Source organism: Kitasatospora sp. NPDC097643, from assembly GCF_040302625.1.
In the GTDB taxonomy this organism is placed as follows: Bacteria; Actinomycetota; Actinomycetes; order Streptomycetales; family Streptomycetaceae; genus Kitasatospora.
In genome coordinates this window covers 116,068-122,326 of record NZ_JBEOSA010000020.1, presented here as the reverse complement: position 1 = coordinate 122,326, position 6,259 = coordinate 116,068, and the positions used below count along the sequence as shown (strand labels likewise).

Sequence of the window (6,259 nt, the reverse complement as noted above, 5' to 3'; positions counted from 1 at the left end):
GCACCACGCTGAAGACCTACTCCAACGTGGACGCCGCGGCCGGCTACCAGCAGCGCACCTTCGACCTCTCGTCCTACGCGGGCCAGACGGTCACCCTGAAGTTCAACGGCGTCGAGGACTCCTCGCTGCAGACGAGCTTCGTGATCGACGACACCTCCATCCAGACCAGCAACTGAGGTCGGCGACCGGGCCCGTGAGGGCCTGGTGAACCAGGACAGGTGAGGGGCCCGGCGGCTACGGCCGCCGGGCCCTTGTCGTACGTTCGATCTCCATGAGGAAACGTTTCCCCCAGGCTTTGGCCCGAGGTCTTGACGGTGTCTCCCGGCGGCTCTAGGTTCAGCGCTGCAAGTTTCCGGCAAGTTACAGAAACTTCCTGCAAGGCTTCACCTCGGCTGCCCCCACCCCAGCCACCCCCAGGAGACGACGTGGTCACCACCGCCCCCACCCTCCCCCGGCCTTCGGCCGGGGGGACCCGCCGGCCGGTCCGCGCGGCCGGCGCGCTCGCCGCCTCGGCGGCGCTCGCGCTCTCGCTCGGCACCACCCTCGGCACCCCCGCCGCCCGTGCCACCCCGCCCGCCAACGGCGGCAAGGACGTCACCGCCACCCTCTTCGAGTGGCGCTTCGACTCGGTCGCCCAGGCCTGCACCTCGACGCTCGGCCCCAAGGGCTACGGCTTCGTCGAGGTCTCGCCGCCCCAGGAGCACATCCAGGGCGCCCAGTGGTGGACCTCGTACCAGCCGGTCAGCTACAAGATCGCCGGGCGGCTCGGCGACCGGACGTCCTTCAAGAACATGGTCGACACCTGCCACGCGGCCGGGGTCAAGGTGATCGCCGACGCGGTGGTCAACCACATGTCGGCCGGCTCCGGCACCGGCACCGGCGGCACCGCGTACACCAAGTACAACTACCCCGGCACCTACCAGGACCAGGACTTCCACGGCTGCCGCCAGGCGATCAGCAACTACTCGGACCGCACCAACGTGCAGACCTGCGAGCTGGTCGACCTCGCGGACCTGGACACCGGCAGCGCGTACGTCCAGCAGACCATCGCGCACTACCTGGACGACCTGGGCTCGCTCGGCGTCGACGGCTACCGGATCGACGCCGCCAAGCACATCGCGGCGAGCGACCTGGCCGCCATCAAGGCCAAGATGGCCAACCCCAACGCCTACTGGGCGCAGGAGGTCATCTACGGCGCGGGCGAGCCGATCCAGCCCACCGAGTACACCGGCAACGGCGATGTCGACGAGTTCCGGGTCGGCACCGACCTCAAGCGGATGTTCACCAGCGACAAGCTCGCCAACCTCAACGGCTGGGGCGCCTCCTGGGGCTACCTGCCGAGCAACCAGGCGCGCAGCTTCCTCGACAACTGGGACACCGAGCGCAACGGCTCCACCCTCAACTACACCTACGGCAACACCTACACGCTGGCCAACGTCTTCCTGCTGGCCTCGACGTACGGCGCCCCCAACATCTACTCCGGGTACAGCTTCACCAACAAGGACGACGGCCCGCCCAACGGCGGTACGGTCAACGCCTGCTACCAGGACGGCTGGAACTGCACCCACGCCTGGCGGCAGGTGGCCAACATGGTCGGCTTCCGCAACGCCGTCGCCGGCACCGGGGTGACCAACTGGTGGTCCAACGGCAACAACGCGATCGCCTTCGGGCGCGGCAACAAGGGCTACGTCGCGATCAACCACGAGGGCGGCGCGATCACCCGGACCTTCCAGACCGGGCTGCCGGCCGGCACCTACTGCGACGTCCAGCACGGCGACCCGCAGCCGGGCGGCGGCTGCACCGGCCCGACCTACCAGGTGGGCGCGAACGGGCAGTTCACCGCGACGGTCGGCGCGGGCGACGCGGTGGCGCTGTACGTCCAGCCCGGGACCAACGTCTCCGGGGCCTCCTTCAACGTCAACGCGACCACCTCGTACGGGCAGAACGTCTACGTCGTCGGGGACGTCGCCGCGCTGGGCGGCTGGGACCCGGCCAAGGCGCTGCCGCTCTCCTCGGCCGGCTACCCGGTCTGGTCGCTGTCGCTCTCGCTGCCGGCCGGCACCGCCTTCCAGTACAAGTACGTCCGCAAGGACGCCAGCGGTGCGGTGACCTGGGAGTCCGGGGCCAACCGGACGGCCACGGCGCCCGCCTCGGGCACCGTCACGCTGAACGACACCTGGCGGCCGTAGCCCACGTTTCCCGGGACCCCCGTCAGCCTGGCGTGACCGGGGGTCCCTGCTGTGCGTGGCCGTTCCGGACGCGTCCAGCGCTGCTGAGCGTTGCGCCGGGAGGGCGCTCCGAGGGGGGATGCTGCTCAGCCCCGCCCTCAGCCCCGTCCTCAGCCCCGTCCGATGTAGGGCATGGCGGTCGCCATCACCGTGGCGAACTGCACGTTCGCCTCCAGCGGCAGCCCGGCCATGTGCCGGACGGTGCGGGCCACGTCCGCGACGTCCATGGTCGGCTCCACCGCGATCCGGCCGTCCGCCTGCCGCACCCCGGCGCTCATCGCGGCGGTCATGTCGGTCGCCGCGTTGCCGATGTCGATCTGGCCGCAGGCGATCCGGTACGGGCGGCCGTCCAGCGACAGCGACTTGGTGAGCCCGGTCACGGCGTGCTTGGTCGCGGTGTAGGCGATCGAGTGCGGGCGCGGGACGTGCGCGGAGATCGAGCCGTTGTTGATGATCCGGCCGCCCTGCGGGCTCTGGGCCTTCATCTGCCGGAACGCGGCCCGGGCGCAGAGGAAGGCGCCGGTCAGGTTGAGGTCGACCACGGCCCGCCAGGCGTCGATCTCCAGCTCCTCCACCGGGGTCGGGGCGCCGAAGGTGCCGGCGTTGTTGAACAGCAGGTCCACCCGGCCGAAGCGGGCGACGGCCGCGGCGAACAGGGCGTTCACCGCCGCGGCGTCGGTGACGTCGGTCGGCACCACCGCCACCGCCACCGCCGCCGACGGGCCGGCCAGCTCGGCCGTCCCGTGCAGCGGCCCGGCCCGGCGGCCCGCCAGCACCAGCTGCCAGCCGGCCGAGGCCAGCTCGACCGCCACGGCCCGGCCGACCCCGCTCCCGGCTCCGGTGACGACGGCGGTCTGCTGGGTCATGGCGGCCTCCTGGGGTTCGGGGTCTGCGCCCGATCGTTCCGGACGGGCCGGGCGGCGTCACTGGTGGAAGGGCCCAAAATCCGGTCCGCCGGGCGGGGCGGGGGCTGTGTGCGTCGCCACAGTCGGGCCCGTCGATCGACGGAACCGGTGAAGGCCTTTACCCGATCGCGAACAAACATTGGATTTCCGGTGGCCGTCGCGCAACCGGGGCACCCCGGTCCACGTCATAAGATCGCAGGACGGCGCGCCCACCCGCGAGGGACCGCGCGCCGCCGTTCCGGGGACGCACCACCGCCGCGCCCCGGGCCTGTCCGGCCCCATCGGGGGGCCACCGCCCGGTCAGAGGGACCGGGCGCGACATCGGTCGGAGAGTCCTCACCGTGCTTAGGCAGTCGTCCCGTTCCCGCGCCGTCCTGACCGGTGCCGCCGCGCTCGCCCTGGCCGCCTCGCTCGCGGCCTGCGGGAGCTCCGGTGGCGGGAAGGGGGACGGCGTCAAGGCGGACGGCACCCCGAGCGCGACCGGCACCACCCCCGCGGGCAGCCCGAGCGCGGCCGGCACCACCGCGGCCGGCACCCCGGCGGCCACCAGCGCGGCCCCGGCCGCCAACGGCAAGGTGCTGATGCCCACCGGGCCCACCGCCACGCTGACCAAGGCCCGGGACACCGCGGCCGGCCCGATCATGATGACCACCGTGACCGGCGCGAAGTCGGGCGTCTCCGGCAAGGTCTGGATCTGGCTGCCGCCGGAGTACAACGACCCCAAGTTCGCCAAGACCGGCTTCCCGGTGCTGACCCTGTTCGCGGGTGGCCAGAGCAACGGCTACAACACCTGGACCGACAACCAGCTGCCGATCCAGGAGTCCGACGAGGAACTGGTCAAGACCGGCAAGGCCCACCCGTTCATCATGATCATGCCGGTGCAGAACTTCAACAGCGACGAGAAGAACGCGCTGGACTGCTCCGACATCCCGGGCCAGGCCAAGATGGGCACCTGGATGGCCGACGACATCCCGGACTTCGTCCGCGCCAACTTCCGGACCGTGAAGGGCCGCGACGGCTGGGGCGTGATGGGCGCCTCCACCGGCGGCTTCTGCAGCGCCAAGCTCGGCCTCCAGCGCCCGGACGTCTACAAGGCCGCGGTGCCGATCGACGGCTACTTCGTCCCGGACTCGGGGCTGTGGAAGGGCCACGAGACCGAGCGGCAGGCCAACAACCCGGACGCGCTGATCACCCTGGGCAAGTCCGACGTGAAGATGTTCGTCACCGCGGGCGGGGCCAACCCGTACGAGACCAAGCTGGTCAAGGCCTGGGTCGCCAAGGCCACGCCGCCGCTGTCCATCGAGTACTACGAGCAGCCCGGCGGGAAGCACCTGACCTCGGACTTCAAGAAGATGATCCCGGACACCCTGCAGTGGCTCAGCAAGAACCTGGCGGGTCCGGCGGCGGACTGATCCGCGGGGCCGGGGCGCCTTCGGGCGCCCCGGCCGCCGACCGCCGAAAACGCCTGTGACCTGCGCGTCAATCGGACATTGATTCGCTTCTGATCGACTGTGCGCACTTTGGATGGGGCCGCCTTCCAGCGGCCGCCCCTCCTCCCTGCCACGTCGTGAAGAGAGTCCCATGCCGATCCACCTGCTGCCCCAGCCGTCCCCCTCCGTGCCCGAGCAGGCGGAGCGCGGGGCCGACTCCCTGCGTGCGGCCGTGCACGGGCGGGCCGCCGACGACGAGCCGGCGACGGTGCGGTTCGCCGGGCTGCGGCTGGTGCACGCCGCGCTGCGCCGCGACCTCGCCCGGCTGCCCAACGCGCTGCGGCTGCTCCAGCCCGGCGAGGACGACAAGGGCGAGGCGCTGCTGCGGCACTGGAACTTCGTGACCGCGATGCTGACCTGCCACCACGAGCAGCAGGACACCCGGATCTGGCCGATCGTGCGCCGCTTCGCGCCCGAGCTGCGGCTGCTGCTCAACTGGCTGGAGGCGGACCACCACAACCTCGACCACTCGTTCACCCGGGTCACCACGCTGGTGCGGATCGCCAGCCGGGACACCGGCAGCGCCTGGCCGGTGGCGTACGCGATGGAGGACCTGGCGGCCCGGCTGGAGACCCACCTGCGGATCGAGGAGCGGCAGCTGCTGCCCCGGATGGAGCGGGTGTTCGTGGAGAACTCCCGGCTCGGCGGCCTGGGCGAGCTGCTGGACCTGCTGCGCTCCGCGGACGGCCCCGGGACGGCGGACGCGCTGGCCTGGCTGCTGGAGGGCGTCGAGCCGGAACTGGAGGAGCGGCTGCTGGCCGAGTGCGACGACGACGTGGCCCGCAACTGGCCGCACTGGCGGGCCACCTACCAGCGCTGCACCGCGCCGCTGTGGGGCCCGGGCAGCGGACCGGATGCGGTCGGCGGCCCGGGCGCGATCGTGGACTGAGCCGAGGGCCTTTTCGCGGGCCGTCGATCTACGCGCGTGGCATATGCCGCACGGCGCACCGGCAGGCGACTGCCTCGTCTAGTGGCTACTCCGGCAGGCGGTTGAGCCACTCCAGCGGGGTGACCTGGATCGCCGTCTCCGGCGAACCGTCCCACGTCACCGGAAGACCGACCGACTCCAGCGCCGCCACCACCTCGCGGCCGATCTCCGCCGTCCGCCGCACCGATTCCTCGGTCGGCTCTCCCTTGGTGGCGAAGCCGCCGTAGCGCAGGTACAGGCCGCGGCCGGCCGCGGCCGTCTCGGTGTCCTGCTGGTGGAAGAAGACGAAGCCCCGCGAATCCTCCTCGGCCTCGCCGCCGATCTCCGAGTAGCCGCAGGTGGCGCAGCAGGTGAAGTCCATCGCCGCGACGATGCCCTGCCCCTCCAGCGCGTCGAAGGCCTCCACCAGCCGGTCCACGTCCGTGGTCTCCGGCCAGGACGCCTGCTCGGCCAGCCGCTCCTCCCACAGCGGGGTGACGATCAGCTCCGCCCGCTCCTCCGTCAGCGCCGGGTCGTCGAGCTCCTCGACCAGGTCGTCGACTATCTCGTCCGGCTCCCGGAAGCCGCAGCGGATCAACTCGCGAGCCCGCTCCTGGGCGTCGCGCAGCACTTCGGGGGTGAGATCGGTCTCCTCGGTCATGTCCGCAATCCTTGCACCCACCACTGACAACGCTTCAACCGGCCGTACCGGCTGCCCCGGTGCTACCG

5 protein-coding genes are annotated in these 6,259 nt (G+C 71.7%); 3 read left to right on the top strand and 2 right to left on the bottom strand.

Annotated elements, in window-relative coordinates:
* Window positions 1-425: 425 nt before the first annotated feature.
* On the top strand, window positions 426-2,189 hold the full coding sequence (locus ABTY15_RS15870) for a carbohydrate-binding module family 20 domain-containing protein (RefSeq protein ID WP_350587140.1): 1,764 nt from the start codon (window positions 426-428) through the stop codon (window positions 2,187-2,189).
* 149 nt (window positions 2,190-2,338) lie between these two features.
* Here the strand turns inward: ABTY15_RS15870 and ABTY15_RS15865 are convergent, their stop codons facing one another.
* Window positions 2,339-3,094, bottom strand: coding sequence for an SDR family oxidoreductase (locus tag ABTY15_RS15865; protein ID WP_350587139.1), 756 nt, complete (start codon window positions 3,092-3,094; stop codon window positions 2,339-2,341).
* A gap of 380 nt (window positions 3,095-3,474) precedes the next feature.
* Between ABTY15_RS15865 and ABTY15_RS15860 the strand changes: the two genes are divergently transcribed.
* Both ABTY15_RS15860 and ABTY15_RS15855 read left to right on the top strand, forming a co-directional pair.
* Window positions 3,475-4,545: an alpha/beta hydrolase gene (locus ABTY15_RS15860; RefSeq protein WP_350587138.1), complete on the top strand. Its 1,071-nt coding sequence runs from the start codon at window positions 3,475-3,477 to the stop codon at window positions 4,543-4,545.
* Between the two features lie 169 nt (window positions 4,546-4,714).
* Window positions 4,715-5,512, top strand: coding sequence for a hemerythrin domain-containing protein (locus ABTY15_RS15855; RefSeq protein WP_350587137.1), 798 nt, complete (start codon window positions 4,715-4,717; stop codon window positions 5,510-5,512).
* 85 nt (window positions 5,513-5,597) lie between these two features.
* Here ABTY15_RS15855 and ABTY15_RS15850 read toward each other — a convergent pair whose 3' ends face one another.
* A complete protein-coding gene (locus tag ABTY15_RS15850) occupies window positions 5,598-6,191 on the bottom strand; it encodes a DUF6891 domain-containing protein (protein ID WP_350587136.1) in 594 nt (197 codons plus the stop codon).
* Window positions 6,192-6,259 lie beyond the last annotated feature (68 nt).

What these genes read in the sequence shown, in the direction of transcription:
- ABTY15_RS15865 (WP_350587139.1), bottom strand. Translation starts at nt 3,094, where the DNA reads ATGACCCAGCAGACCGCCGTCGTCACCGGAGCCGGGAGCGGGGTCGGC.
- ABTY15_RS15855 (WP_350587137.1), top strand. Translation starts at nt 4,715, where the DNA reads ATGCCGATCCACCTGCTGCCCCAGCCGTCCCCCTCCGTGCCCGAGCAG.
- ABTY15_RS15850 (WP_350587136.1), bottom strand. Translation starts at nt 6,191, where the DNA reads ATGACCGAGGAGACCGATCTCACCCCCGAAGTGCTGCGCGACGCCCAG.